The sequence below is a fragment of the Chitinophaga sp. YR627 genome (assembly GCF_900114995.1).
In the GTDB taxonomy this organism is placed as follows: Bacteria; Bacteroidota; Bacteroidia; order Chitinophagales; family Chitinophagaceae; genus Chitinophaga.
In genome coordinates this window covers 347,336-373,533 of the sequence record NZ_FOUX01000002.1, presented here as the reverse complement: position 1 = coordinate 373,533, position 26,198 = coordinate 347,336, and the positions used below count along the sequence as shown (strand labels likewise).

Here is a 26,198-nt window from a genome sequence, read left to right as displayed (position 1 = left end):
TTAAAAAATGTCCCAAGTAATCATGTAAATCGTTATGTGGCGGGGTTGACAAGCTCTTGTACAGTATGAACATCCGGTCATTTCTAACGAAAACATCAGCTGTTGTGCTGGCTGTTGTGTTTGTGACTGCTGGCGCCTACGCACAGGAACCTTATAAACATGATTCCACGAAGGTGCATCGTAAAGTACAGAAGGAGGAAAAGAAGGCCAACAGGGAGATCGAAAAGGCAGATAAGAAAATGGACAAGACGGAGAAAAAGATAGACAAAGGAGCAAAGAAAATGGAAAAACAGCGAAGGGATTCGATGCGATAAAAAGGAGAACTTACTATAAAAACAGCGGCAGGTGACAGTTCACCTGCCGTAATTTTTACAGGAAATAGGGTTGCTTTCTGTAAAAAGTTATATCTTGGCAGGAATTGTATGTTTATAGCATAATATCCTGTGAATAAATATATAGTAGAAGCCTAATTAGATAAATGTTAGCAGCACGAATTACAAGAATTGAGGAGAGACTCGCGCAACATGGAATCAACAATTATCAGATCGCGTATCCCGAATACCTGAATTTTGATCACCAACTATTTGCGACTCCGCGGGAAGTAGGGTGCAGAGTAATGATTTTGCTTGCAATTGCCTACACTATACAGGACAATTCGAAGAAATTCGGTATTGTGAACTGGCTCAGGAATGAGCATATCTGGTCTTATGTGAGCGAAAAGGAAGCGATCTACCTGAACGGTGGTATTGTAAGCGATGATACGCTGACAGCCCTGTGCTGGAGAATAGAAGCTGCTTATATACTGGCCTGGTCACTGAATCTGGTAAGGGACAGACCCGTACCCGGTCAGGAACTGAGTGAAGAACAGATCAGTGAGCTGATTGATAGTCTGCCTGCGCTGGGCGATAAACTGGGAGATTTCCTGGACCGCCTGTATTTCCGTAATCCGGAAGAGATCTACGACGAAAATATCTTTTACGAACTGACCACCACGCACTACAGAGATAACCTGTTTGCCGGCCGCCGAAGTACGGCAGACGTACATGTACCTGCTTCTTTTGAACGTCATCTGGCACTGAACTGGCTGAGACGTTTCATGAATGTGCGGGACTGGGATCTCACAGATACCTCTACTTTATAATATCCGCATATTTGCAGCTTTATACAGGCCGTATCTTCCCTTGTATTGGAAAATACGGCCTGTATGGCCTATATTGTAAGTAAACCAGAATCACTATGCAACGCAGGTCTGTTTTACTGACATTGTTCTGCCTGATGTCAATTTCCACGCTTTTAGCCCAGGATACGGCCAAAACCTTCTATTTGTGGCCCAATGGTGCCCCCGGTTATGAAAGCCGGAAAAACGAGCCGGAAGAGGCCAAAGATTACTACGTAAAGAACATCCACAATCCTTCAGTCACTATTTATCTTCCGCCAAAGGAAAAAGCAACCGGCGCAGCTGTCGTTATCTGTCCCGGTGGAGGCTTCCGTTTGCTGGTATATACCTCCGAAGGACTGGCGCCTGCCCGTTTCCTGAACAGTATAGGCGTAGCGGCGATCATCCTGAAATACCGCCTGTTCCGGGAGGAGAATTCTCCCTACACATTGGAAAAGGAGATCCGTCAGGATGCCTACAGGGCCATGCGCTTTGTACGGAGTCATGCGACGGAATGGAATATCGATACCAACAGGGTAGGCATCTGGGGCTTTTCTGCCGGTGGAGAAGTGGTATCCCAGGTAGCCTATACGCCCGGATATGGTGATCCGGCTGCCAAAGACCCGATCGACCGCCTGAATGGTAAACCTGATTTCCAGATACTGGTTTACCCTGGTCCGCTGGGAATTCCCGAAAAAGTGCCTTCAGATGCCCCTAAAGCGTTTCTCATAGCCGCGAATGATGACGAATGCTGCTCCGTACCGATCGTGCAGCTACTGGAGCGTTACCGCCAGGCAAAAGTGCCGGTAGAGGCGCATATTTTTGCTAATGGGAATCATGCCTTCAATATGGGCTACCGTTCCAATCTGCAATCTATTAAAGCATGGCCCTCACTGCTGACCAACTGGATGACGGATAGCCACATCCTGACACCTGCAACAGCGGCTGCGAAGTAGTATTTCATTTTTTATATACCGAACCCCGGACCGATTTATTCGGTCCGGGGTTTTTGTTTTAATAGCCTTTGGGTGAGGTTCTGCTATATCGCAACTTACTCTTTATCAGGGCTGGGTCAGGGAGATTTTTCATAGATAAGCTGTAGATAAGCCGTAGATAACCCGTATACAAGCCATTCCTATAGATACGGGTTATCTACGGGTTATCTACGAATTATGTACTGCTTATCTACGGGTTGTATTCCTGACCCAGCCCTGATAAAGCGCTTTCAGGGAGCAACCTTATATCTTCCTGAAATATGTTTATGAGATCGCATAGGTAGTAACATGTGCGTTACAACCCTTAATGACTGATTTTATTAATATATCGACATGTGACAATTAAATGACAAGTTGAGGAATTGTCATTCAATTGCCATCGGGCAGGAATCGATAAATTTGCGATAATGAATAAGAAATTAGACATTAAAAGAATTGAAAGAATTTCCAAAGCACTGGGTGACCCATATCGCATCAAGATCGTTGAAGCCATAAAAAAAGAGCAGGACTGGACACAATGCACCGTTCTGCTGGAAATGCTCGACCTCGCACAATCCACCGTTTCCCATCATATCAAACAACTGGTAGATGCTGACCTGCTGATCGCAGAAAAGGAGGGACGTAATGCTAAATACAAGCTCAACAAGGAGATCTTTGCAGAGTATATCAGATACCTCTCTATTTTCACTGTGTAAGCAGCTTTAAATGAAAGCACCCTGTTGCTTTTTTTTAATGTCTACTGATCGAAACTTTTAGATACATACCCGCCTTCTAAAAATACCGTGCTATGCTTAAACATTTTGAGATGCTGGACAATCCGGTCTGGCAGGCTTTACAGACAACACATCAGTCATTTGCACAGGGAACGGCTCAGGTACAACGATATCCTGTGGGCGTGCTGCAGTTCATGGGATGTGCTGATCCGGCGACTGCTGATATCAATGAGCTATTGCCCTGGACAACTGTAGGAGAGAAGCTGATCATTATCGGGGAATTACCTGTATTACCTGATAACTGGGCGCTTGTGCGTCAGCTGGATTGTATACAGATGACCTGTGAAGAAACATCGCCTGTTGATGAAAAAGAGACAGTGATCGCTTTGGATAAAAAGGATATTCCCGATATGCTGGCACTGACCGGTCTGGTACAACCGGGTTTCTTTTTTGAAGGTACGCCCTTGCTGGGTCAATACTATGGCATCCGGCAGGAAGGGCAACTGGTGGCAGTTGCCGGCGAACGCACCAAGGTAACAGGAATGGCAGAAGTAAGTGCTGTATGTACACATCCTTCCTTCACCGGCAGAGGATATGCACAACAACTGGTGACACATATCATGGCTACGAATGTAGCTAAAGGGAATGCCCTGTACCTGCATTTCGTCAACACCAATGACAGGGCAAGGAAAGTATATGAGCTGCTGGGATTCAAATACAGACGTCCGATCGTATTCTGGGAGATCATCAGAAATAGCTAAACAAAATAGAAGGGTATATCAGTGTGTTGATATACCCTTCCGTGTTAAATGTTGCTCTTTTTTTACTAACCACCAATTATCAATGGTATCCGTTGTTTTGTTGTAATGTTATCTTACCTCCATTCGTAGAAAGATCAATTTGTCGTTGTGGGATCGCAAAATATTCATTGGTTCCCTTTATAAAATTCGCACCCTGTATATCCAGTGTAATGCGGCCTTCGAAAGCAAAGAACGCATTCATGGCCTGGTCTGCAATACCCCAGCGCACCAGGTCAAAGAAACGATGACCTTCCATCGCCAGCTCCAGTTTACGTTCGAAATAGATCGCTTTTAGTGCATAATCTTTTCCTTTGGATGAGAAGGTTCCGGTAGGATAGGGTGACACCTTATAATTGGCTGCGGGTACATCTGAAAAACCATCCATCGGTTCGCTGTCATCCTCATATTTATACACGGCACTTTCTGGTCTGGCAGCGCGTGTACGCACAATATTCACATATCTCTCCGCAGCGTCTGTATTCCCAAGTTGCGCTTCACATTCTGCCGCCATCAGCAATACATCTGCATACCTTATCACGTTGTAGTTAATGGCATTACCAGGCGCCCATCCACGTGGATCATAGTATTCATCCTGTGTGGACTGCCAGTAGACATTCTTCTTTGGAGAATAATGACCTGCGGTAGACGCCTCTCTGATCCAGGTATCGCCGGGATGTACGCCCCAGTCGAGATAGGGAATGTCTTTCCGTCCGACAGTCCAGTCCAGCCGTGGATCGACCGTTTCTGTGTTGACATTATGCGTATTATAACCATCCAGGATGGGTAATCCCTGTGCATCGGTGATATAGGAATTTACAAGGTCCTGGGTAGGCTGAAAGAAGCCGCAGCAGCTGAACGGCCCATTATAAGGATAGTTCAGCATCTGTCCCTGATTGGCATTGGCGGAAGTACCTGAATTGTCATTCGCATCATACTGAATCGCGAAGACTGATTCTGAAGTGTTTTCTGTCGCCGCATCAAAGTTATCCTCAAAACGATTCCTCAATGCATAACGATCACCTTTAGATGTTACGCCTGTTGTCGTGATCAGATCAAATAATGGCTTCGCTTCATTGTAGTTGTGTTCATACATATACGTCTTTGCGAGATAAGCTGCTGCTGCCCATTTGTTCGGTCTTCCCACTTCGCTTTGTGTCAGGGCAAGATTGTCCATAGCGAATTTAAAATCAGCTTCGATCTTTGGCCAGATATCCTGGTTATTCGGTGTTTTCATGTCGGTGGTGGTTTCATCGATCCATGGCACCATGTTGAACATCTTTTTCAGATCGCTGTAGTAATGTCCGCGTAAGAAGTGTGCTTCTGCAGCAATTTCGGTCTTCTCATCTTCTGACATATCTGTTGCTTCCGGTAACAACTTCAGTACCGTATTGCAACGGGTGATACCTTCATAATTCACACGCCATTTATCATTCAGAAAACTATTGGTCGCACCGGCACTGAAACGAGCCAGGTCCAGCGTAGGCGGTGAGTCAAAGTGATCGCTGCCTTTATGTGCATCGCCACCACATACGCTGCCATAGATCCAGTTGTCAGGAGATACAGCATAACCGCTGCCACCTGAAAGATTCGTCATATCACCATCGGTGAAGTCCTGTCCGTCAAGGGCGCCATATGCGCCTACCAGTAATGCGTTGATCCCTTTTTTATTGGCCACCAGTTCTTCTTTTAATGAAGAAGGCGGCACCCTGTCCAGGAACTTACTACAGGAAGAGATACTTAGGCTTATGCCTGTAAAGAATAATATAGAGAGTGATTGATACAGTTTCATGGTTTTCAGATTTAACATCAGAAGGTAAGATTGAGACCGGCCAGGAACTGGCGCTGACTTGGATAAGTGCCTTCGTCAATACCGAAGCTTCTTACATCGCTACCGCCTATTTCCGGGTCTATACCACTGTATTTTGTGATCGTAAACACGTTAGCTGCCTGTACATAGATGCGCAGTCTTTCAATATGTAGTCTGCCACCCAGTCGTGCAGGGAACGTGTATCCCAGTTGAATGTTCTTACAACGCAGATAAGCGCCGTTTTCCACGTAATAAGAGTTAGGAACCGCATTCGTACTGAAAGAACCTTCTCCTTCCTGGATAGGCGCTTTGGCATTCATGCGTTCAGGCAACCAGGAGTCATACAGCGCTGTTTTACTTTTTGCGCCATCAAAAGAAGAGGCGAAGTCTGTCCACCATTTAACCTGGTTCCAGATCTGATTGCCCTGTACGCCAAACAGGAACATACTAAAATCAAATTGTTTGTAGGTCAGTCCGAGATTGACGCCATAAGATACCTTCGGATTTGGATTACCGAGGAAGGTGCGGTCATCTGCATTGATCACGCCATCATGGTTCAGGTCCGCATAGCGGAAGCGTCCCGGAGCAGCATCTTCCTGGAAACTGGCGGAAGGGTCATTGGTGGCAGCCTGTGCACCCTGATCGGCTTTATCTATATCACTCTGGCTGTTCCAGAAACCAGCGATCTGATAACCGTAGAAGCTGGAGATAGGTTGTCCGACAGCATTACGAATGATGCTTTCGCTAAAGTTGCGGGGCTGGCTGTCAAAGTAGTCTACACCCTGCGCAATTTTTACGATCCTGTTTTTGAAGGAAGTGAAGGTCACTGTTGCATCAAATTTGAGATCTTTTGCAAGGTTGGCATGTGTGGAGAGGGAGATGTCTACGCCTTTGTTTTTCATGTTGGCAACGTTGGAGTAAGGGGCTGGTGCCGTTCCAAAGGTGCCGGGCAATTCACTGTTATATAATAGATCCTTGATGTTTTTCTGGTAATAGTCGGCCGATATTTCGATAGCCCCACCGAGCAGGGTTGCATCAAAACCGATATTGGTATTGATATCACTTTCCCATTTTGCATCCGGGTTACCGATCTGTATTTGCTGGAAACCTAACACGATACTATTATTGGTACCCAGCAGATCATAGTAGGAGGTGTTTTTATTGCCACCGTAAAGTGTAAAGGCGTTGCCCGGTGTAAGACTCAGCTGATTACCCATGATACCCCATCCGCCGCGTATTTTCAGGTCTGTCAGCCAGCCGATATCTTTCAGGAATGATTCCTGTGAAATACGCCATCCTGCACTGGCAGCGGGGAACATACCATAACGGTTATTGATGCCGAATTTGGAAGAGCCATCACGACGTAAGGTAGCGCTCAGCAGGTATTTATCACGGAAACTATAATCGATCCGGCCGATGAGTGATAATAATCCGGCGGAGTACCGGGAAGCGGCAATGACTTGTCCGCCGGCGCCTGTACCATTATCCACATAGTCCGGATCAAAAGAGAAATAATCCTGTGTGGTACCGATCTGGCTACGTGAACGTTCATCATAAGCTTCTGTACCGGCGAGGATATTCAGCGTATGTACTTTATTGAAAGTATTGTGATAGGTCAGTGTGTTGGTCCATGTCCAGTTATGTGCGAAGTCGCTGGATTCTGTATAAGAATTGACACCGGCATTTTCCTTGTTCTCATACTGTGGATAAGTGAAGTTATGTCTCCAGCCGGAGTTTACTTCACCACCAAAACTGGTATGGAAAGTAAAGTGGTTCAGGAAATCAATATCTGCATAAATATTCCCGAATACCCTGTTTACCTGTCCCCGGTCATTCCTGGTACGATATTGCATCGCTACCGGGTTCATAGCATCACCGAGTCCGAGGCCATTCGACCCACCGAAATTACCTTTGATATCATACACAGGAATGATGGGTTGTTCACGGAGAGCCATGCCTACTGCGCCACTGGCAGTAAGCAGGTCTACCGTCGGATTATCTGTAACGGAGAAAGACAGGTTTTCGCCTATTCTGATGTTCTTACTGAGGCTGAACTGACTATTGGAACGGATGATATATCGTTTAAGATAAGTGTTCATCAGCGTTCCCTGTTGATTGTAGTAGTTCAGTGAAAAGAGATAACTTCCTTTATCTGTACCGCCGCTGACAGACAGATTATGACTGGTCATGGATGCGGGATTGAATATTTCATGAAACCAGTCGGTACCTGCCTTGTTGGCTTTGGTGATATAGTAGAAACTGTTGTAGTCATCCTGGTCGGTGTAGTTGGGATTGACATAATAGAGATCCGGATTCACCCGCGGATCGCCTTCCATCAGACCAACAGGTTGTATATAATCCGGCAGACGCGGAGCGGCGCCGGTGCCGTATAAAGTATCGCTGAGCGGTTCACCTGTATTCTTATAACGCAGCCAACGCAGATTGGCCATTTCCTGCGAATTGAGCGTGTGCCATACATTTCCTCCCTTAGGGTACTGACGGCCGTAAAAAGCGTCGTATTTGATCTTCACCTTACCATTCCCTTTCTTCGTCGTAATGATAATAACACCATTGGAAGCGCGGGAACCATAGATCGATGCAGCGCCTGCATCTTTCAGTACCTGCATGGAAGAAACATCATTGGGGTTGAGGTCATTGATACTTTGTGTAGGTACGCCATCCACTACATACAAGGGTGTATTGTTGTCAAATGTATTGACCCCACGGATACGTACTACAGGCTCCTGTCCCGGTTGACCGGAACCAATGACGGTAACACCGGATGCCTGTCCCTGTAACTGGCTGGTGACCTGTCCGGAAGGCTGTTTGGTCATTTCACTGATATCGATCACAGTAACAGCACCTGTCAGGTCTTTCTTCCTTTGAGCGGTGTAACCTGTTACGATCACTTCATTGAGCGTACTGGTATTTTCGGAGAGGGTGATGTTGATTTCCTGTTGAGTGCCAACGGTAATTTCCTGGGACTGATAACCGACGAATGTTACTTCCAGTACCTCATTACCGGTGCTGGGGATATTAAGTGTATAGGTACCATCAGCAGCAGTAACAGCGCCGGTTGAGGTGCCTTTAATACGAACAGTTACACCCGGTAATGCAGCACCTTTTGCGTCGACCACCTTACCACGTATGGGACGTTGAGCCATGGCGATGACCGGTGCGGGCGGGGCTTCCTTTGCTTTTATGACATAAAATTTCTCACGCACTTTTTCGAAGGCAAGATTGAAGTGTGCCAGTGCTTTCTCCAGTGCTTCTTCCGGCGACTTACAGGTGGCGATATCCACGCTTGCCTTCTGGTCAGTCACCAGTTCGGTTTTATAGGCAATGGAGACGCCGAACTTTGTTTCCGTTTGCCGGAATAACTGTTTCAGGGGAATCTCATCCTGCTGGATATAGCTGGCAGCAGACGGATATGCAATCGCTGTTACCGGCTTTTCAGCCAATGCCTGGGAGCATAGGGCGCCTGACGCAAGGGTATGCATCAGCAGCACACGTAAATGTTTTTTCATGTGCGATTTAGTTTTGGTTAATAAAAATGTCGGGTATCAGTCTTTCTTCGTGGTTTATTTATCCTGTCTGAAAAAGCGTGTGTTAAAAGCTTTTTCAAATTGTATAAGCATTGTATCTGCGTTATAACTAATGGGCATCGATCCTGAAATACTGTATTGCAGCGTCTTTTTGTCTTTAACTGTTACATGTCTGTCAAACACCTGTTGCATAAACTGTATAGCATCTGCTACAGTGTAGTCATCCATGATGAGTTGTCCGCGGGTCCATGCGCCTGCTTTTTCGGCATCTGTTTTACTCTTTGTATATGCGCCGTCTGTTTTATTATACCGTAATGCCTCTCCCGGCCGCAGATACAGCTGTGTAGGTGTTTGTCCGGGCAGTTCTGTGATGTTCAGTTTAACGCTTCCCTCCTGTAATACAACTGCTATCTTATCCCCGACGTTATTGACATTAAATTGTGTACCGAGTACTTCCACAGAGAGTTTGTCGTAGGTGTGCACGATAAAGCGGCTGTTCTCTGTCGTATGCTTTACATGAAACCAGGCTTCCCCATCCAGCCATACTTCGCGCGCGCTAAGGTCTTTCTGAGTATACTGGATCTTAGAGGCGGCATTGAGCCATACTTCCGAGCTGTCAGGCAACAGGAAGTGTTTTGTCTGTCCTGTCTGCGTGGCCATACTGGCTGTTACAGGCGTAAACGCGGGTTGTTTCCGCATGAACCATAATACACCTGCTATCAGCAGGACAACGGCAGCAGCGGCATATTTCCAGGGGAAACGCCGGTGGACAGTCGCGGGTAATGCTGTTTCATGATCGCTTTCTGCGGCAATGCTGTCCCATATATTGTCCCAGAGGGCTTCTTTTTCAGCCGGCGGCATAGCATAGTCGCGGAAGTGGATGGATTTTACCAGTCTGACGGCAGCGGCTATAACTTCTGTTTTCTCCGGATGTTCTTTCTGCCAGTTTTCCCAGTACCAGGTGTTTTTAACATCCGGACGCAGGACCCATTCCTGGAAGTATTCATCCAGGGCAAAGTCGCGTATGGTGTAGAGGTGGTATTGGTTCAAAAGGGTGTTTTATTATAGAGAGACGGGGAGGAGGGGAATCTCATCGGTTTGGGGGGAAATATTTTTGAAAATATCAGAATACGATGATTTTGTTGGGCTTTTAATGGCCAGAGGTCTGATATTTACTGAATTGTTTAGTCGGTCTGGACACGGGTTGCCGAATCAGATGGAAATTAACTTGTCAGCTTCGGCTTTGTAGGTATTTTCTTTTAAGTATCTAACCCAGTTGGCAAGCCTGACTATATCCTCAACACCGGCAGCATACATTGAACGGAATAGTTCTTTGAATCTCCAATCATTCTTGGTTGCTACGGATTTGGATGTTTTCTTAAATGCCTCTAATTCTTCCGGTAAGCCGAAATCTGTTAACGAAATGCCTGCAATGGATGCACCATCTAGTATGAATCTTTCCATGGCAGGATTTATCTGAATAATGTAATGATGTATCGCCGGCTTATTGTGCCTGTGGAGTATAAGATAATCGGTTTGCCTCAGGATATTAAATTCCTTAAGGTAATCTACTTCCTGTTTGTCCTTGTCTATTATGCCAAGTGCAAAACTATCAGGGAATTTTTCTTTCATAACTTTAGTAACTTTTCCACATCCTTTTTGATGATTGTATTGACTGGTAGGTGGAACTAAAGTTTCTATCAGATTAGTATCTATATAGCATTCAGGAATAATAGCCAGATCCATTAAATAAAACTTTCACTATTAGTAAATAAATCTACGCCATATTGAAATACGTCGTGCAACTCTTTATCTGAAAGTTGCTTAACCTTTGTTTCGAAATCCTTATAGTGAACTAAATAGATGCTTAGATCTTCCCGGCTATTTTCAAGAAGGTCGTTTAGAATAAAAGGGCTGTGAGTAGCAACTATATATTGATTGTTCCTGTTGTGTATCATTTCCTGCGTGAAGAAAGACATGTATGGCGGAAATGAGTGGGCTTCAGGTTCTTCAAATAATAAAACGCTGTTCTCATTGGAAGCTATCGCAGACTTGTAAAAAATTATGCGTTGAAGTGTGTCCGCAATTGAGTTGTAAGGAATCAGAAATATTTCATCCTTATCGTTAGATTTTGATTGTATGATCTTAATAGTTTGACTGCTTTTGTCAAAGGCTATTTCTAAGCCATATTCGCTGAATAAACTTTTGATCTGTTCTCGTAGTTCTTTGTATTGATCAATTATTGAAAATAGATTTGATCCAAAAGGAGGAATGAGATATTTGCTATGTCCCTTTTTATAAATTATGTCAGATTTATAAACATATTTTTTTATTGGCGATTCAACATACTTGCTTTGACGCCCTGTTTTAATGTTTAACTTTTCATCGATCTGAAAGGATTGTGAATATTCCTGAAGCTGGATATCAATTTTTAGTCCTTCTTTGGGATGATAGCTGAGAATGGCATTTCCATTATCTATCTGAACAGATCCCTGGGATTGAATATTTCCATTATAAAAGAGTTCGGCTTCATTCTCCATTCTGACCACATTGGTTATCTTTTTGAATGATCCTTCTCTAAAAAAAGGGATTGAAAAGACTGACAAAGCCTCCAGAATATTAGACTTGCCTACATTAGGCCGCCCAATAAAAAGGTTGATTCGCCTGAAGCCTGTTATTTCCAGATTTCTGATAGACTTGAAGTTATTGATAGATATATTGTTGATTGAATTTGCCATCATACGCTAAAATAGCGAATTTCTATTATTCATCTGCCAGGATACATCAACAATACCATCACCGCCGGCGGCAACATCTTCTTCAGCATCCCGATCGCCTTTGAAATAATATTATACACTGAATCCACTTTCATAGACATCATACCTGCGATCTCCTGGTAAGAAAGTTCATGAAAGAACCTCAAATAAATCGCTTCCCGCTGTCTGCGGGGCAACGCATTCAGCGCAGCATATAATTGCTTCAGTTGTTCCTGCTGATATTCATCCTGTATAATCAGGTGCTCTTTACTGGGAATAAGTTCAAAATCACCTGCCATGTCTGCAGCGCTGGTTAATAGACGTCTGTTCTTCTCTAAAGTCCTTAACAGGCGGCGGCGAATGCTGCTGAGCAGATAATAACGGATATTCTGGATCTGATCGGCAAGATGTTCTCTTGTCTGCCAGAGGTCATGAAAGAGTTCCTGCATGGCATCTCTGACCAGTTCTACGTCTCCGCAGAAATGACAGCCATAATGATAGAGATGGTCTGCATGCTCCTGGTAGATCAGGGCAAAGGCGTCACGGCTACCTTGCCGGAACTGGTTCCATACTTCCTCCTGTGGAGATACTGTTGGCGAAGCAGTGATGGCGGTTTTTACTGCTTTCATGCTGATATTTTGGTTGATACGTTCCTCTTGCCTTATAAAAATAAGCAATTTGGAAGATAATAACCAGTATTTACCAGGTAAGGTCTACAACAGCGTTGTCAGTTGTTCTGGATAGGTAGTCTTGATTTAATGAAGTAAACGATGATACCAGCGACTGTTACGGTCAGACCAGCCAGCATCATGTGAGGTCCGGTTGAAATGAATATACAGGCCCATATCAGGATCGCGAGGATCACAGGAACAGGGTACAGGGGCATATGCCATTTGAAGAAGCTCCGGCCGTTTCTCTGGCTGAGCAGGATCAGTCCGACTGCCTGTGCAATGAATTGTATCATGATACGCATGGCAAGTATGGCGTCAATTACTTCCTTTATTTTGAACAGCAGACTGAATACAAAGGCGACACCACCCAGTACCAGCAGGGATATATGCGGGAAGTTCTTGGTAGGATGCAGACGGGCGAAGACAGAGAAGAAAGCGCCATCCTTTGCTGCTGCATAGGGTATACGGCTGTAACCTAATGTGGCAGAGAACACCGAGGCAAATGCGACCCATAAGATTAATACAGTGCCTATTTTGGCGGCTGTACTGCCCATCAGGGCTTCTATGAATTCACTGACTACAAAACTGCTTTGTTCGATCTGCTCCTGTGGTAATACAGAGGCTACGCTGATATTCATACATAGGTAAAGCACCGAGATGCCCGCAATGGAGATCAGCATACTACGGGGGATATTCTTTTCCGGCCGGGTGATCTCACCACCCAGGTGACAGACATTATAATATCCCAGGTAGCTGTAGACCGTTTTTACGCTGGCCATGCCCAATGCAGTTGCAAAGGCATAATTGAGTTGCAGACCATCATTTACATGTCTGATCGGTTCCATGAACTGGCCATGCGCAATACCACCGCCAATGATCCAGGCCATGGTAACCAGTACGCCCATCCAGAGAAATACACTGATACGCCCGATGGTTTCTATCTTGCGGTACAGCATGAATATGATCAATAACACCATCCCGCCACTAACCGCTTTGGTACCCCAGAAGCCCAGAGGAAGAATATATCCAACATAGTGGGCAAAGCCGATAGCGGCTGAAGCAATCACCAGGGGTGCCTGTATCATAGTCTGCCAGACAAAAAGGAAACTCATCAGCTTACCGGTCCGCGGACCAAACCCTTCTTTCAGGAAGTTATAACTACCGCCGGCCATAGGGAAGGTCGCGCCCAGCTCACTCCATACCATTGCATCAATAAAAGATAGGACCGCACCCGCTACCCAGGCATAGAGAAAACCCGGTCCATGCATAGTGGTAGCCACTAAGCTCAATACTATAAATGGGCCGATGCCCACCATATCTGTCATATTAATAGCAGTCGCCTGTAAAAGACTGATGCGCCGGGAAAGTTCTGGTTGCTTCATTTCTATAGTAAAAATAAATATTTTGCAGTCGTATGCCGAAATATTTATTGAAGGATGTCAATATTTGAATAAGAAGGTCTGCCGCCAGGTATGCGCTGCTGTTATACCTGTAAAACCACGAACGGTGTTATCCCTACTAATGAGTAGCATCTTCAGACCGTTCGGAGCAGTTAATAATTTTTTAACGTGTGCCGAGCAGCCGGATTTATAATTTTACGTTTTGAAATGAGGCCACCAGATACAGAAGATAATTTTTCACTGTTCTCCGCCGCTAAAGGGGATGATACTGTTGCATTTAAAGCTTTGTACCAACGCTATTGGAAGAAGCTTTATGTCAGCGCCTGCAAGCGTGTGGATACCGATGATGCGAAAGATATTGTGCAGGACGTCATGCTGACCCTGTGGAGACGAAAGAATGAAATTACCATTGACAGCGAGGAAGACCTCAGCCGTTACCTGTATTCTGCCCTGCGTTACCGGATCATTTCCTATTATGCCTTCAGTAGCTCCACTGTACAGATCCCTGAATGGTTTGACCAGCCGGTACATTCTTCTTTTGAGTCTTCTTTTGACGTCCGTAAACTAAAAGACCTGATCGATGGGGAAGTAGACCGGATGCCCGATCGTATGCAACAGATCTATCACCTGAGCCGGGAGGAAGACTTGTCAGTAACGGATATTGCCATCCAGCTCAATCTTTCTGAGCAGACCGTCCGTAATCAGTTGTCCCTGGCCATGAAGCGCCTGAGAGACCTGCTGAGAAACAATCATCAGAGTGACCTGGTGATCTGCACACTATTATTTGTTGACGTGTTTTTGAATTAAGCATCAGCGATTAAGCATTAAGCAATAAGCATGGCCGCCGTCTGCATGCTAAGGGACACTTGTGCCCCTGATTGTCCGGAATACTTTAAAGTACATCGTTGATATCTGGCTTTCTCTCCTTCAAAAAAAGGAACATTATTCCTAATCAGCTATCGCTATTATTCTCCAATTATTATTTATAAGTGTCTAATTGTTAATTTTTTATTCCTCATCTCTTCACTTTTTATTTTGTTAACATTCTGTTAACATACTTCACCCGGTATGAAATCCATTTTCTCTGATGTAGAGATATAGTGTGATATGAAATACCTGAAAATAAAACGCTTATTCAGGAAATACCTGGCCGAAAAGGCGGATCATGAAGAGCGAAGATTAATTGAACATTGGTATGATAAACTCGATAAACGGGAGCCAATACAACTTTCAGCTGCTGAAGAAGAACAGCTGGAACACGACATCTGGCAAAGGTTAGAGCCGATGTTGTCAGCGCCGCAACGGAATATGCGCAGAATATATACCTATATCAGTGTAGCTGCCAGTGTTGCCGTACTGGTATTCGCCAGTGTGATTTATTTAAAACGGAACAAAACAGAAGGACAGAAGACGGCCGACGTCAGTGAGCTGTTCCAGGACTACTATACCGCCAAAGGGGAAAGAAAGCAACTGAGACTACAGGATGGTAGTGTGATCGCCATGAACAGCGCTACACATGTGCGGGTATACCTCGATTTTACTACCAGCAGACGTGCTGATCTGACCGATGGAGAAGCATTCTTTGAGATTCAGCATGACCCTGCACATCCTTTTGTTGTTCGTTCCGGTAAGCTGACCACGCATGTATTGGGTACCGCTTTCAATATCAGGGCCTATAAAGAATTAAAAGAGATCTCGATCGCTGTGACAGACGGAAAGGTACAGATCTCCGACACCTTACAGGCACTGGGGATCGTCAGCAAACAACAGAAACTGGTGTTCAACCAGCAACAGGCGACCTACGATATTCAGACTTTTTCAGAAGACGTAACAGGCTGGAAAAGCGGAAAGCTGATCATCAAAAATGCCCTTTTTGAAGATATGGCATTACTCATGGAAAAAAATTACGGCATAACATTATCGACGGCCAGTACCGATCTGCGTAAAAAGAAGTTCACTGCAAGTCTTCCTTTATCACTGTCAGCCGCTAAAGCCGCTGAAGTCATCGCATCTATTCATCAACTTAAAATCAAACAGGGGAGGGATACTATCGAACTATACCGCTAACATTCAGAAAACAAAGAAGGCTTTGCTGCAAACAAAGCCTTCAGAAACAGCCGCTGCAACGGCTTTTGCTCATTATTTATCTCAAATTAAAAAGCCATACAATGTATGAAAAAAAAGGGACAGTCCAGTAATAAGAAGAAAGATTTTATCATAAAAGCTATGAGATTAACATTTCTTTCCATAACTATTGTGCTTACTACTTCCCTGATGCTGTCGGCTAATACCGGCAAAGGTCAGGAACTGAGTAAAAAGATTTCAGTGAGCATCCGCAGAGGATCACTGGAAAAGGCATTGAAGCAGATGGAAACACAGCTGAACCTGAACTTTGCTTATGATCAGCAGATGCTTCAGCGTTATCAGACTGACGATCACAGATTCCAGGACCAGCGCCTGGATGGTGTGCTCACCTTGTTGTTTGACAACAAAGACCTTTCCTTCAAGGAAGTGAATGGTGTCATTGTGATCAATGCAGCTAAAAAAGAACGTGTTGTAAAACAACAGCAGGGTAAAATACAGGGTAAGGTGACCGACGAACAGGGCGCCCCTTTACCCGGCGCTACTATCAAAGTGATAGGCGGTACACAGCACGCCATCAGTGATGCAGACGGTAACTTCTCCATCGCTATGGAACCTGGTGTGTATACACTGGAAATAAGCTTCATCTCCTTTAAAGTTCAACGTGTGCAGAACGTCGTGGTAAATACTGACGCTCCGGCTGTGCTGACTGTAAAGATGAAGGCTGACATGGGCTCTCTGAATGAAGTGGTAGTAGTAGGTTATGGTACACAGAAACGTAGTGAAGTGACCTCCGCTGTTTCCACCGTAAGGGCTGATAATTTTAACAGAGGTGGTATCCGTTCTACCATGGAACTGATCCAGGGTAAGGTGCCAGGTCTGAATATCACCAAAACACAGGGAAATAACCCGAATGCGGGCGCTTCCATCCAGCTGAGAGGTGTTACCTCATTAACTGGTACAACTGCGCCATTGGTCGTAATAGACGGTATTCCGGGTGGTAACCTCGATCTGTTACAGCCGGATGATATCGAGTCATTCAGCGTACTGAAAGATGGTTCTGCTGCCGCGATCTATGGTACCAGAGGTAACGCAGGTGTTATCCTGATCACTACCCGTAAAGGTGCTGCCGGCGATCCCCGCTATGAGTATAATACCTATTTCCAGCGTGATTATACTGACAAGAAACCAAATTTCCTGTCAGCAGAACAGTTCCGTCAGAAGATCGCCGAAGGTATTATCTCTCCGACCTCTGACCTGGGTGGTTCTACCAACATGTACAATGAACTGATCAATAAAAATAACCTGAGCCAGTACCACAATCTGTCTGCTTCAGGTGGCAGCGAGAAGTCCAACTACAGAGCATCGCTCTACTACAACGACTTCCAGGGTATCGCAAAAGAGAATGGCAGAAAACAGGCGGGTGGCCGTCTGAACATCAACCAGAAAGGTCTGAACAACAAACTCACCATGCAGGTGAATATGGTGGCTAACTTTAATAAAGCTAACCTCCTGGGTGGTGATGCCGGTTATTTCGAGCAGGCAGTTGCCTGGAATCCTACTGCTCCCATTTACAAAGCAGATGGTAGTTTCTTCGAGATCAATGAAGCTTTCAACCCGGTAGGTCGTCTGAATAACCGCCTGAGTCAGCGTGATCAGCAGACCTTTGCCGGTGATGCAAGATTCAGTCTGGCACTGACCAAAGATCTGTCTGTATCCCTGTTCGGTTCTTATCAGCGTGATAACTACAACGACCGTTATTACCGTTCCATGAACGACTTTGAACAGCGTCCGGGTACCAGCTGGCAGGGGATGGGTTACGCCAGTAAAGGCAATGAACTGAACTGGACCAAAACCCTCGATCCTACTGTTAACTATGAGCATAGCTGGGGTGCACATACCCTCTCCGCTATCGCAGGTTATAGCTATCAGTACAGCACCAGAGAAACTTTCAGTGCTAATAACAACGGTTTCACGACTGATGCATTCCTCGACTGGAACCTCGGTGCAGGTAGCGCAACGAACAATACTGCATTGCCAAGACCTGGTCTGGGAAGCTTCAAGGAAGATAACACCCTGATCGCATTCTTCGGTCGTCTGAACTACGCTTATAAGAATAAATACCATGCGCAGGTGATCCTCCGCAGAGAAGGTTCTTCCCGCTTCGGCGCCAATAACAAATGGGGTAACTTCCCGGCTGCTTCCATTGGCTGGACGCTCACAGAAGAGTCCTTCATGGAGAATGTTGATTTCGTAGATAACCTGAAACTGCGTGTTGGTTATGGTGTAACCGGTAATCAGGGTATTCCTAACTATCGTTCCCTGATCACACTGGGTACTGGTGGTGTATATCCACAGAATGGTATTTATCTGCAAACTTACGGTGCATCCCGTAACCCTAACCCCAACTTACGCTGGGAGAAGAAACTGGAATGGAACTTTGGTCTGGACTACGCGATCCTCGATCACCGTATCAGCGGTTCCATCGATGTATACTCCCGCGAAACCCGCGACCTGCTGTATAACTATGCAGCACAACAGCCGGCCTTCGTCCGTGATGGATTGTATACCAACGTAGGTACGATTAAAAACCATGGTGTGGAAATCCTGATCAGTGGTCAGGCAGTGAAAACAAAAGACTTCCAGTGGACGATCGATCTGACGGCAAACTCTCAGTTCAACAGATTATCCAAACTGTCTAACGAACTGTATAAAGCGACTTACCTGACCTTTGCTGATATTCCAAATCCGGGTGCTATGGGCCCTGCTATCCGCCTTGATGAAGGTGGCGTCGTAGGTAACTTCTATGGTAAACGTTTCGCAGGATTCTCAGAAGATGGTAAATGGTTGTTCTACAAAGCAGATGGTTCAAAAGCACCTGCTTCCCAGATCAATGAAAATGACAGAACGATCATAGGTAACGGGGTACCTAAATACAATGCCGCACTGAACCAGACCTTCCGTTACAAGAACTTCGATCTGACACTGCTGCTCAGAGGTAAGTTCGGATTTGATATCCTGAACCTGCAGGAGATCTTCTTCGGTAACAGAAAGTATCTGCCGAACAACATTTTCAATAGTGCCTTCGATAAACATGCTCAGCTGAAAGACGATCCTCAGTACTCTGATTACTACATCGAGAAAGGTGATTTCGTAAAACTGGACAACCTGACACTGGGTTACAACTTCAACTTCAAATCGCCTTATGTGCGTAATCTCAGAATGTTCGTATCCGGCCGTAACCTGTTAACCTTTACCGGTTACGACGGACTGGATCCTGAACTGGAAGATACCGGCTTTACCACTGGTGTGGATTCAAGAGGTTTCTATCCAAGAACACGCTCCTGGACGATTGGTTTGAACGTTGGATTTTAAGTAATAAGCGGCATTCATTAAAAAGTGTAACGACATGAAATATCTGAAAAAGTTAATATACTGCTGTGGCATCGGTTTACTGTTAGTGCAGGACTTTGGCTGTACCAAACTGGATGAAACCGTATACAGCGACATCTATAAAGAAAACTTCTACAAAAGCAGAACAGAAGTATTACAGGCAGCACTGCGTCCTGTAACACATATGCAATCCTGGATCGCACCTATCCGTGGCGATGGTTATTACTATCATGCGGAAATGTGTTCCGATCAGGTAGCATGGCCACAGAAAGGTCGTCACGCATATGACAACGGCGACCACATGAGACAACACTATCATACCTGGACCACCAATGAAGGCAGGATGCGTAATGCATGGGTTGGTATGTGGACAGGCGTTGGTTACTGTAACGCAGCTATCGAAGACCTGGAAGCACTGGATTATGCAAAACTGGGTATGCAGGAAGCAGAGATGACAGCAATCATTGCTGAACTCCATGTACTGAGAGCGTTCCATTATATTAAACTGATGGACCTTTGGGGTAATATCCCGGTAGTTACACAGGTTGGTAAACCGGCAAACCCGGCTACACAGCCAAGAAAAGAAGTATTCAACTTCATCAGAACAGAACTGGAAACATACGTACCTCAGTTGCTGCCCTACAAACAGGAACTGGTGGGCAGGATCGGTCAGACCGGTGGTTATGCCATGCTGGCGGAAGTATATCTGAACGCTGAGAAATGGGCCGGTACGCCGATGTGGGATCAGTGTATTGCTGCATGTGATAAGATCCTGAGTGGCGATGCAGGTGGTCTGGGTGGTAAACCAACACTGGCTACTGACCTGAAACAGACATTTGCCAACACGAACAGGTCTGCTTCAGAAGCACTGTTCCAGTATGCTTACAGCAACAAAGGCGGTTTCGTATGGGACTGGATTCCATTATTTGGCTTCAGCAATATGAGTGCTGCACTGGATGTAGGATATGCGGGTAACAACGGTTATGTCGTGATCCCTTCTTTCTTTGATACTTATGCTGACAACGACCTGCGTAAATCAGAATGGTTCCTCTTTGGTCCGCAATACAAATACGGTACAACAGATCCTATTCTGGGTACAGAAGAATACAACGGTAAACCACTGGTGTACGTAAACTATATCAGAAGAGCTTCAGAGAACAAAACAGAGAGCACTATGGCTACCGGTGAAGAGAACAGTGGCGCGCGTTTCAATAAGTACAAAACAGGCCGTCTGAGCGATCCTAACTATCGTGAGAACCACTTTATGATCTATCGCCTGACAGAGATCTATTTTGACAAGGCAGAAGCGCTGATGCGTAAGAACAATAAGATAGCAACGCAGGAAGCAGTCGATCTGATCAATGAAAGCCGTAAGAGAGCATTTACGCCGGCAGACTGGCCAGCGGCAGCTTACACAACAGCTACGCTGACGATGGATGAATTACTGGCAGAGAAAGGTCGTGAATTTGTATTCGAAGGCAGACGCCGTACTGATATTATTCGTTTTGGAAGATTCAACAGTGGCAGCTGGTGGGATCACACGCCAACAAACGATGTAAATAAAGAGGTCTATCCTATTCCAGGCACTCAGATCGCAAATAACCCGAATCTGAGACAGAACGACGGATATTAGAAGAGTGATGAAAGGCCGCGCTATTTTTGGCGCGGCCATTTTATTATTTCTGTACTTTGTATTTCATCCATACCACATCGTCTCCCAGTTGTTCCACTTTTAGCAGTTTCAGGTGTTTGTAAGGAATGCTTTCTGTGGATGTAAGTCCTGTATCTGTAATGGTGGCTGTAGCAGTACCATCAGCAATAGGGTAATACAGGATGCTGAATTCATCAATCAGACCAGCAGCATGAAATGAACCATTCACTCCGCCGCCGCCTTCCAGCAGGAGCTTATTGATATTAAAATGCTGTTGCAGCTTTTGCAGGACTGATGAAAGATCTACCTGATCCGCACCGCCAAAGAGATAGGAAATCTGTTTGGATTGCAGATAACCCAGATATTCCGCTTCAACTTTTTCAGTCAGTACCACAATAAGCCTGTCACCATCCAGATCATTGGAATCCCATCCTAGTTTACCGGCAGCATCCAATGCCACGACATAAGACTTTGCCTGTTTATCAGCGATGTAGTCTGCTTTGTTGGGTACTTTTTCAAAACCGGATACGTCTGGTTTTTCTGTGGCAAAGTGTTGTTCCATGGTAACCCTTCCGCAGAACCAGGCATCCGCTTTCTCCTGTTTGCCGGTCTGTTCGTAGTATTCCACTCCCTTAAAAGGTCGCCAGTTTTCTGTAATGATGCGTCCGTCGATAGAGCAGAGCATATGACAAATAACGTATGGTTGCATATTCTTCTGTATTGTTGATCAATCGGTTTGTACAAAGATGATGCAAATTAGGAGACGACGGTTGATAAAACACAAAGCCTTCAGCTATGAAATCAGATAGCAATAGTATTTACTCAGCACTTTTTACCAGGTGTTTGACTGTTTTGGTACCATTGATATCGAGTTGTATGAGGTATACACCTGCCGGTAAACGACTCACATCAATTGCCTGTCCGGGGTATACGATCCTTGCTGGTACTACCTGACGACCTACTGCATCAAAGATGCTCATCCTTGCCTGTCTGGCATTGAATTGCAGACGAACGCTGCTTTGTGCCGGGTTAGGATAAAGGAGGATATTTTTTTCCATAGTATGGGCATCCTTACCTGCAAGCGCCAGATTAGCGGCTGTCAGTGCAGCAGAAGTCGCATAGAGCTGGTTTTTCGGGATGATCTCTTTACCCTGATTAGGACCTGACCAGGACAGTCTGCAGTTGGCGCCGCCAAAATCTTCAAAGTACTCTACCTTAATATCATATTGTTGTCCTGCTACCAGGTTAATCGTACCGGAATATTCAATATCCCAGTCATTCAGCCATTTGTCGATGATCAGTTGATTATTGACCCAGAGACGACGGCCGTTATCACTCGTCATGTAAAAAGTATAAGTACCGGTGTATCTCGGTTCTACTTTACCTGTCCATCTGATACTATAGCTATCATTGGTGATACCGGTACCTGGAGCACCTTCTCCCCAGTCAAAATCGATCGTTTTATCAATCCGGTTGAAGACAAAGGTTTCAAAGTTTTTACCGTTGTAATAGTTACCACTAAGGCCATTACCATTACCGACAGTCGGTACGGATAACAGCTGCCATCTGGCGCTGGCCTGACCATTACCGGTATGCTGTACTACTTTGGCTTCTGGTGCTGTACTGTTATTTAAAGTAGCGAGTACTTTACCACTGCGTACGGAGATGAATTTATAATAACCACTGTCAGCAGCTACTGCAATGAACTGTTGATTGCTGGCTTCCTGCGCCGTCCATTGCCAGAGACTTACATCTTCCTCCAGACTGGATTGCGGAATATCCAGGCATTTCGCACTGTGATAAGCTGTAATTGTATAACGTCCATCACCCAGGTGTTTCAGGGTAAAGGTCTGGTTAGCTGCATTGGTACCAGTCCATAGTTGTATCGGAGAACCATCACCTGTACTACCTAAACCGCCCCGCACATCGAGGAAGAGATTACTGGCCACATTCCTGATCGTATAGGAACCTGCAAGATTGGGGGTACCATTGGCCAGTACTTTGACAGAGCTGGCTTTTTCATCCCAGTTGCTGCCCAGGGAGGGACTGCTGGCTGTCAGTACAATGGAGTCACCGGCAAAGTTTTCGTTTTCGAACAGTACCACTTTGTATCCTTCTGCTACTTTGATGGAAGAGATCTCATCATTCTGTACACCTTTCAGTTGCAGACCAGCCAGTTTGTAAGCGCCGATTGGCAAACCAGCATGAAAGCCACCGTATTGCGCATTTTCATAAACAGTTACAGGACCATTGCTGGTATCGGGTCTGCTATACAGCTGTGCTTTAGGGATGGCCTGCCGCGCCTGGGAAGTACTGGACCATTGCAGGTGACAGAACGCATCGCCATTCCCTTCACCATACGCTAATTCGATATTGTATTTCTGTCCGGCAACAAGTGTGATCGTGCCGGTACGGGTATAAGCTCCCTGTGTTTCATAATCATTGATGAGGGTTTGTCCGTTGACGGTGAGTTTCACCCCATCATCTGAATAGACATGAAAGGTATAAGGCTCGGAATATAATGGTTGTACCTGTCCGGACCATTTTACGGAGAACTGGTTAACACCCAGCTGTGCCTGATCAGGAGAACCGGTACCCCAGTCAAAATCTACATTAGCATCCGTCTGCGTATACTTAAGCACATCTTTATGATAACCTGCATAGTATTCCGCTTTCAGTCCGTTACCGGTACCTGCAGGCAGATTTCTGAGGTTCTTACGGATCAGCCATACAAATTCATCCGGTGCAACAACACGTACGTTAGGTCCGAGACGATTGATACAGTCCTGTACATCATCTACATCTCTTGACCAGATGTGTACTGATACAAGACTATAACCATCGGCAGAATTGATATTGGTAGATGCCTGGTTCAGCTGATTGGCCAGGGACTGCGGAGAAGATAAAGTCCCCCATAGTGTATATCTGCCGCCAATAGAGGGCTTATCATTGTACCAGTCTATTTGTCCGTGGCGGCCGGTATAATTAGCGCCATAACTATAGTAGAATAATGCGTCGATATTATCCTGTTTAAGGTAAGAAGAAGGATCATTGTCGCTGTCGTCAGCATCAATGATATTGACAATACGGAGGTCGGCTTTTTTCATATAGCTGTTCAGCAGTTTCGACTCCGTTTCAAGGTCTGCATCCGGCATCCGGCCAGGGAAGAAATAGCTTTTACCTGAAGGTCCGGCAATAAGTACGTTTCTGCCATCAGGTGTCGTGAGACAGTTATCCACATACTTTTCATAAACAGCTGGTGCCAGTTCTGCAAGGGAAGGAGAGATGGTCCATCCGAGGTTAACATGTGCACGCGCCGGATTATTCCAATTGTTGATATTGTCGTGGGAACCGAGTAACCATTGTACGTTATCACCATCCGTGATCACAAAGCAGACAGTGTGTACGCCTGTTTTTACTTCAAATGGTTTGATGGGTTCTTTCTGTTTGAAGACTTTCGTCTTTGCCGGAATATTACTGAGAGTGGACATGTTTGCTGCCCAGTCGGAAGGAATGATAGACATAGATTTCAGCGAAAGCTGTTCTACGGTACCATATTCTTCCGGACCCCAGCCAAAGAAGGTTGCTCCTTTATTCATACGGTTGTAAGCGCTGTTAGCGATTGAACCGGTAGGAGAGTTGTCCCAGAACTGGAAGGCCTTTGTATACGCACTGTAATCGCCCATAAAGGATACGCGGTCATCGGAGCTTTGCTGATAGGTAGCTATCTGTTTACTGAACAGGTTACCATAATTAGCCAGTGCCCATGCCTCATCTCTGGCTCTGACGTCCAGGAGTCTTGTGAGTCCGGCGTTAATGGCTGTCTGCTCAATATCCGCAGGAATAGCTACAGCGTTCATCACACCTGCCAGGGAAATGGCCACATTGGTAGAACGGTCTTTCTGGTTACAGAGAATGTAGCCGGAGAGTCTGTTGGCGAAGAAGGCAAGTAGTCCCGGGAAGTTGTTGTAATAGGCGTCATTGACTTTAATACCTGCTTTCTCGACGAGTGCGCGGTGACCGGACAAGTCGCGCAGGATAGCAGGTTTGGTTTGTGCGATCACACCCTGGAGGGTTTGCAGCGCGACGCGTTCGGAGACAGAATAGTTCTCAGAAGTGAGAAATACACTGTCGGGTACAGCAGATACCGGATAGGGACTGCCTGGTACACGTAGTGTCTGTGCCTGTGACAAGAGCACGGGCAGGCATACGACAAGCAGCGTGTAAAGGATTTTCTTTTTCATGATGGAATTGATTTGGGTTTTGCTTACATGAGTACTGAACGTGAAATAACCTGGACTTGTAGTGGAATGGGTTGAGATAGTTTTCAGCTATTACGAGCTACGGGGCGGGTTCGCACACACTAATATAGTGAGGAGTCTGTGCATTTCATAGCGGGCGTGTAAAAGTTTTTAAAAAGGTAACCGGATGGCTGATAAAATAAGAAGGCGCTGCCTGAGTAGCAACGCCTTTTAGTTGTGTCCTGGTTCTTTTTGTCCTATGTTTCTGTGTCCTGTGTCCTTGTGAGAATTAAAGCGGTTTGGGGATGGCCGTCTTTTTGGGAGACAACATGCGGGAGAATAATCCCATGACCATTTTTATTTTCATGCTGAACTTTTTCTTAAGCGGATTAGCGCCATTGTCCAGTAAAAGATCTACGATATTGTGATGCCCGAAGGTAGCTGCATACGTCAGTGCAGTTGCACCATGGTCTGTTTCTGTCGCTACGGAAGCGCCTTTTCTTAGTAACAGTTTTACGATGTCAGCGTGTCCTTTAAAACAGGCCCCCATTAATGCGGTATGTCCGAGATTGTCTGTTAATTCCACTTTGGCACCTGCTTTCAACAGATAAGAGACTGCTTCACTATGGTTATAGTAAGCAGCAATGATGAGGGGCGTAGATGCCCGGTCGTCTCTTGCATTTAGCAATCCGTCTGTTACAAATTCCTTCAGGAGTGATACGTTATTGGTTCTTGCTGCTTCGAATACGTCTATCATCATAACAAATCTTTTCTGTTGATTATGTAATTGGTCTGTGTATAGTCTGACTATACTTATCTTCCGCCAGTGCTCCGTTTTGAACGTGAGTGTAATGGAGAGTAACTATAGTCAGACTATAGCATAACCAGTAATAGGCTGCAATATTATCCATTATAAAGATGTATTTACCTCATATAAATTAATATCATAGCCAATAGATTTTGTCTATTGAGATTTTTCTTTCTATAA

Annotated in this window: 19 protein-coding genes; 9 read left to right on the top strand and 10 right to left on the bottom strand. The window is 45.4% G+C overall.

What is annotated here, in order from left to right; genetic code table 11:
- The first annotated feature begins 65 nt into the window (after window positions 1–65).
- The 5 genes from BMZ72_RS10225 (at window position 66) to BMZ72_RS10205 (ending at window position 3,625) form a co-directional block, all read left to right on the top strand.
- The gene (locus tag BMZ72_RS10225; RefSeq protein WP_089807888.1) at window positions 66–314 is read left to right on the top strand and encodes a hypothetical protein; all 249 of its coding nucleotides are present in this window, start codon (window positions 66–68) and stop codon (window positions 312–314) included.
- Between the two features lie 164 nt (window positions 315–478).
- Complete coding sequence (locus BMZ72_RS10220) at window positions 479–1,141, top strand: DUF4272 domain-containing protein (RefSeq protein WP_089807886.1); 663 nt, start codon at window positions 479–481, stop codon at window positions 1,139–1,141.
- Window positions 1,142–1,236: 95 nt separating this feature from the next.
- Complete coding sequence (locus BMZ72_RS10215; protein ID WP_089807884.1) at window positions 1,237–2,112, top strand: alpha/beta hydrolase; 876 nt, start codon at window positions 1,237–1,239, stop codon at window positions 2,110–2,112.
- A gap of 446 nt (window positions 2,113–2,558) precedes the next feature.
- Window positions 2,559–2,846: an ArsR/SmtB family transcription factor gene (locus tag BMZ72_RS10210; RefSeq protein ID WP_089807882.1), complete on the top strand. Its 288-nt coding sequence runs from the start codon at window positions 2,559–2,561 to the stop codon at window positions 2,844–2,846.
- A gap of 92 nt (window positions 2,847–2,938) precedes the next feature.
- Complete coding sequence (locus tag BMZ72_RS10205) at window positions 2,939–3,625, top strand: GNAT family N-acetyltransferase (protein ID WP_089807879.1); 687 nt, start codon at window positions 2,939–2,941, stop codon at window positions 3,623–3,625.
- 79 nt (window positions 3,626–3,704) lie between these two features.
- Here the strand turns inward: BMZ72_RS10205 and BMZ72_RS10200 are convergent, their stop codons facing one another.
- The 7 genes from BMZ72_RS10200 to BMZ72_RS10170 form a co-directional block, all read right to left on the bottom strand.
- A complete protein-coding gene (locus BMZ72_RS10200; protein WP_255373168.1) occupies window positions 3,705–5,453 on the bottom strand; it encodes a RagB/SusD family nutrient uptake outer membrane protein in 1,749 nt (582 codons plus the stop codon).
- Between the two features lie 17 nt (window positions 5,454–5,470).
- Window positions 5,471–8,998 (bottom strand): SusC/RagA family TonB-linked outer membrane protein, encoded by a 3,528-nt coding sequence (locus BMZ72_RS10195; protein WP_089807874.1) that lies wholly within the window; start codon window positions 8,996–8,998, stop codon window positions 5,471–5,473.
- A 54-nt stretch (window positions 8,999–9,052) separates the two neighbouring features.
- Window positions 9,053–10,066 (bottom strand): FecR family protein, encoded by a 1,014-nt coding sequence (locus BMZ72_RS10190; RefSeq protein ID WP_089807872.1) that lies wholly within the window; start codon window positions 10,064–10,066, stop codon window positions 9,053–9,055.
- 162 nt (window positions 10,067–10,228) lie between these two features.
- Window positions 10,229–10,762 (bottom strand): hypothetical protein, encoded by a 534-nt coding sequence (locus BMZ72_RS10185; RefSeq protein ID WP_089807870.1) that lies wholly within the window; start codon window positions 10,760–10,762, stop codon window positions 10,229–10,231.
- A complete protein-coding gene (locus tag BMZ72_RS10180; protein WP_089807868.1) occupies window positions 10,762–11,757 on the bottom strand; it encodes an AAA family ATPase in 996 nt (331 codons plus the stop codon). Before BMZ72_RS10180 ends, BMZ72_RS10185 begins: the two co-directional genes overlap by 1 nt.
- Before the next feature lie 26 nt (window positions 11,758–11,783).
- Window positions 11,784–12,401, bottom strand: coding sequence for an RNA polymerase sigma factor (locus tag BMZ72_RS10175; protein ID WP_089807866.1), 618 nt, complete (start codon window positions 12,399–12,401; stop codon window positions 11,784–11,786).
- 98 nt (window positions 12,402–12,499) lie between these two features.
- On the bottom strand, window positions 12,500–13,825 hold the full coding sequence (locus BMZ72_RS10170) for an APC family permease (protein WP_089807864.1): 1,326 nt from the start codon (window positions 13,823–13,825) through the stop codon (window positions 12,500–12,502).
- A 225-nt stretch (window positions 13,826–14,050) separates the two neighbouring features.
- Here BMZ72_RS10170 and BMZ72_RS10165 point away from each other — a divergent pair, with 225 nt between their 5' ends.
- From BMZ72_RS10165 to BMZ72_RS10150, 4 genes are all read left to right on the top strand, one after another.
- The gene (locus BMZ72_RS10165) at window positions 14,051–14,650 is read left to right on the top strand and encodes a sigma-70 family RNA polymerase sigma factor (RefSeq protein WP_089807862.1); all 600 of its coding nucleotides are present in this window, start codon (window positions 14,051–14,053) and stop codon (window positions 14,648–14,650) included.
- A 300-nt stretch (window positions 14,651–14,950) separates the two neighbouring features.
- On the top strand, window positions 14,951–15,910 hold the full coding sequence (locus tag BMZ72_RS10160; RefSeq protein WP_089807860.1) for a FecR family protein: 960 nt from the start codon (window positions 14,951–14,953) through the stop codon (window positions 15,908–15,910).
- Window positions 15,911–16,069: 159 nt separating this feature from the next.
- Window positions 16,070–19,300 carry a SusC/RagA family TonB-linked outer membrane protein gene (locus tag BMZ72_RS10155; protein WP_255373167.1) on the top strand — a complete coding sequence of 1,077 codons (3,231 nt, stop codon included), beginning with the start codon at window positions 16,070–16,072 and terminating at the stop codon, window positions 19,298–19,300.
- 34 nt (window positions 19,301–19,334) lie between these two features.
- Window positions 19,335–20,951 carry a RagB/SusD family nutrient uptake outer membrane protein gene (locus tag BMZ72_RS10150; protein WP_089807856.1) on the top strand — a complete coding sequence of 539 codons (1,617 nt, stop codon included), beginning with the start codon at window positions 19,335–19,337 and terminating at the stop codon, window positions 20,949–20,951.
- A 43-nt stretch (window positions 20,952–20,994) separates the two neighbouring features.
- Here the strand turns inward: BMZ72_RS10150 and BMZ72_RS10145 are convergent, their stop codons facing one another.
- From BMZ72_RS10145 to BMZ72_RS10135, 3 genes are all read right to left on the bottom strand, one after another.
- Window positions 20,995–21,678, bottom strand: a complete 684-nt coding sequence (locus BMZ72_RS10145; protein WP_089807854.1) for a RibD family protein — start codon at window positions 21,676–21,678, stop codon at window positions 20,995–20,997.
- 109 nt (window positions 21,679–21,787) lie between these two features.
- Entirely contained in the window at window positions 21,788–25,213 is a 3,426-nt protein-coding gene (locus tag BMZ72_RS10140) for a PA14 domain-containing protein (RefSeq protein ID WP_089807852.1), read from the bottom strand.
- A gap of 286 nt (window positions 25,214–25,499) precedes the next feature.
- The gene (locus BMZ72_RS10135; protein ID WP_255373166.1) at window positions 25,500–25,970 is read right to left on the bottom strand and encodes an ankyrin repeat domain-containing protein; all 471 of its coding nucleotides are present in this window, start codon (window positions 25,968–25,970) and stop codon (window positions 25,500–25,502) included.
- Window positions 25,971–26,198: the final 228 nt, after the last annotated feature.

What these genes read in the sequence shown, in the direction of transcription:
- BMZ72_RS10145 (WP_089807854.1), bottom strand. Translation starts at nt 21,678, where the DNA reads ATGCAACCATACGTTATTTGTCATATGCTCTGCTCTATCGACGGACGC.
- BMZ72_RS10150 (WP_089807856.1), top strand. Translation starts at nt 19,335, where the DNA reads ATGAAATATCTGAAAAAGTTAATATACTGCTGTGGCATCGGTTTACTG.
- BMZ72_RS10180 (WP_089807868.1), bottom strand. Translation starts at nt 11,757, where the DNA reads ATGATGGCAAATTCAATCAACAATATATCTATCAATAACTTCAAGTCT.
- BMZ72_RS10225 (WP_089807888.1), top strand. Translation starts at nt 66, where the DNA reads ATGAACATCCGGTCATTTCTAACGAAAACATCAGCTGTTGTGCTGGCT.
- BMZ72_RS10160 (WP_089807860.1), top strand. Translation starts at nt 14,951, where the DNA reads ATGAAATACCTGAAAATAAAACGCTTATTCAGGAAATACCTGGCCGAA.
- BMZ72_RS10155 (WP_255373167.1), top strand. Translation starts at nt 16,070, where the DNA reads ATGAGATTAACATTTCTTTCCATAACTATTGTGCTTACTACTTCCCTG.
- BMZ72_RS10195 (WP_089807874.1), bottom strand. Translation starts at nt 8,998, where the DNA reads ATGAAAAAACATTTACGTGTGCTGCTGATGCATACCCTTGCGTCAGGC.
- BMZ72_RS10170 (WP_089807864.1), bottom strand. Translation starts at nt 13,825, where the DNA reads ATGAAGCAACCAGAACTTTCCCGGCGCATCAGTCTTTTACAGGCGACT.
- BMZ72_RS10185 (WP_089807870.1), bottom strand. Translation starts at nt 10,762, where the DNA reads ATGGATCTGGCTATTATTCCTGAATGCTATATAGATACTAATCTGATA.
- BMZ72_RS10135 (WP_255373166.1), bottom strand. Translation starts at nt 25,970, where the DNA reads ATGATGATAGACGTATTCGAAGCAGCAAGAACCAATAACGTATCACTC.
- BMZ72_RS10140 (WP_089807852.1), bottom strand. Translation starts at nt 25,213, where the DNA reads ATGAAAAAGAAAATCCTTTACACGCTGCTTGTCGTATGCCTGCCCGTG.
- BMZ72_RS10175 (WP_089807866.1), bottom strand. Translation starts at nt 12,401, where the DNA reads ATGAAAGCAGTAAAAACCGCCATCACTGCTTCGCCAACAGTATCTCCA.
- BMZ72_RS10210 (WP_089807882.1), top strand. Translation starts at nt 2,559, where the DNA reads ATGAATAAGAAATTAGACATTAAAAGAATTGAAAGAATTTCCAAAGCA.
- BMZ72_RS10215 (WP_089807884.1), top strand. Translation starts at nt 1,237, where the DNA reads ATGCAACGCAGGTCTGTTTTACTGACATTGTTCTGCCTGATGTCAATT.
- BMZ72_RS10165 (WP_089807862.1), top strand. Translation starts at nt 14,051, where the DNA reads ATGAGGCCACCAGATACAGAAGATAATTTTTCACTGTTCTCCGCCGCT.
- BMZ72_RS10220 (WP_089807886.1), top strand. Translation starts at nt 479, where the DNA reads ATGTTAGCAGCACGAATTACAAGAATTGAGGAGAGACTCGCGCAACAT.
- BMZ72_RS10205 (WP_089807879.1), top strand. Translation starts at nt 2,939, where the DNA reads ATGCTTAAACATTTTGAGATGCTGGACAATCCGGTCTGGCAGGCTTTA.
- BMZ72_RS10200 (WP_255373168.1), bottom strand. Translation starts at nt 5,453, where the DNA reads ATGAAACTGTATCAATCACTCTCTATATTATTCTTTACAGGCATAAGC.